The sequence below is a fragment of the Mesorhizobium sp. genome, from assembly GCF_024509055.1.
Classification (GTDB): domain Bacteria; phylum Pseudomonadota; class Alphaproteobacteria; order Rhizobiales; family Rhizobiaceae; genus Mesorhizobium.
Genome location: NZ_JANINM010000304.1, coordinates 1 through 1,969, shown reverse-complemented (window position 1 = coordinate 1,969; position 1,969 = coordinate 1). Strand labels below are relative to the sequence as shown.

General features: G+C 66.5%; 2 protein-coding genes. Both read left to right on the top strand.

The window, feature by feature from the left end:
- Window positions 1-461, top strand: a 461-nt coding sequence (locus tag Q0L57_RS13870) for a DnaB-like helicase C-terminal domain-containing protein (protein WP_296743509.1), incomplete at its 5' end; no start/stop codon positions are given.
- A 224-nt stretch (window positions 462-685) separates the two neighbouring features.
- Window positions 686-1,969 (top strand): DNA repair protein RadA (radA, locus tag Q0L57_RS13865; protein ID WP_296743508.1); only part of this gene is annotated, 1,284 nt, incomplete at its 3' end.

Sequence of the window (1,969 nt, the reverse complement as noted above, 5' to 3'; positions counted from 1 at the left end):
TCGACTATATCCAGCTGATGCAGGGTTCGAGCGCCAAGGCCTCGCAGAACCGCGTGCAGGAAATCACCGAGATCACCACCGGCCTCAAGGCGCTCGCCAAGGAGCTCGGCGTGCCGATCATCGCTCTATCCCAGCTCTCGCGCCAGGTCGAAAGCCGCGACGACAAGCGCCCGCAGCTCTCGGACTTGCGCGAATCCGGCTCCATCGAGCAGGACGCCGACGTGGTGATCTTCGTCTACCGCGAGGAATATTACCTCAAGAACCGCGAGCCGAAGCTCGGCACCGAGGAATATGTGAAGTGGGAAAACGAGATGAACGAAGCGCGCGGCAAGGCCGAGGTGATCGTGGCCAAGCAGCGCCACGGACCGACCGGCACGGTCAGCCTCGCCTTCCATGGCGAGTTCACGCGCTTCTCCGATCTGGCCGAGGAGCATCATCTGCCCGAAAGGTTCGGTGAGTAGCTTTTGGGAAACGCCTCATTCCTTCGCACCCCCCTCTGTCCTGCCGGACATCTCCCCCTCAAGGGGGGAGATTGGATGCCGCGTTGGCTTTCGCCAATCACCAGCGTTGCAGGATGGGTGGCAGGGTCGAAACCGCTGATCTCCCCCCTTGAGGGGGAGATGGCCGGCAGGCCAGAGGGGGGTGCTGTCCCGCCAGCTTATCCAGTTGTCGCGGGCCTTACCTGATGGCCAAATCGCGCGTTCAGTTCATCTGCCAGAATTGCGGCTCGGTGCACCAGCGCTGGGCTGGCAAATGCGATTCCTGCGGCGAGTGGAACACACTGGTCGAGGAAGGCACGGCCGGCGGCATCGGCTCCGGGCCTGCAACCACGCGCAACGCCCGCAAGGGCCGCGCCGTGGTGCTCACCAGCCTTGACGGCGACATCGAGGACGCGCCGCGCATCGTCTCGGGCATCGGCGAGCTCGACCGCGCCACCGGCGGCGGCTTCGTGCGCGGTTCGGCGCTGCTGGTCGGCGGCGATCCGGGCATCGGCAAGTCGACGCTGCTGACGCAGGCCGCCGCTGCACTTGCCTCCAAGGGCCACCGCATCGTCTACGTGTCGGGCGAAGAGGCCGTCGCGCAGATCAGGCTGAGGGCCCAGCGCCTCGGCGTCGCCTCGACGCCGGTCGAACTCGCGGCCGAGACCAATGTCGAGGATATCCTGGCCACGATCGCGGACGGCAAGCGGCCGGACCTGGTCATCCTCGATTCCATACAGACGCTGTGGACCGACCTCGCCGATTCGGCGCCGGGCACCGTCACGCAGGTGCGCGCGGCCGCCCAGGCGATGATCCGCTATGCGAAATCCACAGGTGCCGCGATCGTGCTCGTCGGCCACGTCACCAAGGAAGGCCAGATCGCCGGTCCGCGCGTGGTCGAGCATATGGTCGACGGCGTGCTTTACTTCGAGGGCGAAGGCAACCATCACTTCCGGATCCTGCGCACGGTGAAAAACCGCTTCGGGCCGACCGACGAGATCGGCGTCTTCGAAATGTCCGACAAGGGCCTGCGCGAGGTCTCCAACCCCTCCGAGCTGTTCCTCGGCGAACGGCACGCAAAGTCGCCGGGCGCCGCGGTTTTCGCCGGCATGGAAGGCACGCGGCCGGTGCTGGTAGAAATCCAGGCGCTGGTGGCGCCCTCCTCGCTCGGCACGCCGCGCCGCGCGGTCGTCGGCTGGGACGGCTCACGCCTCTCGATGGTGCTGGCCGTGCTGGAGGCGCATTGCGGCGTGCGGTTCGGCCAGCACGACGTCTATCTCAACGTCGCCGGCGGCTACCGCATCAGCGAGCCAGCCGCCGATCTGGCGGTTGCAGCGGCACTGGTTTCCTCGCTCACCGGTCTTGCCCTTCCCGCCGATTGCGTCTATTTCGGCGAAATCAGCCTGTCGGGCGCGGTGAGGCCGGTTGCGCATGCGCAGCAGCGCCTCAAAGAGGCCGAAAAGCTGGGTTTCGGTAGCGCGGTGTTGCCG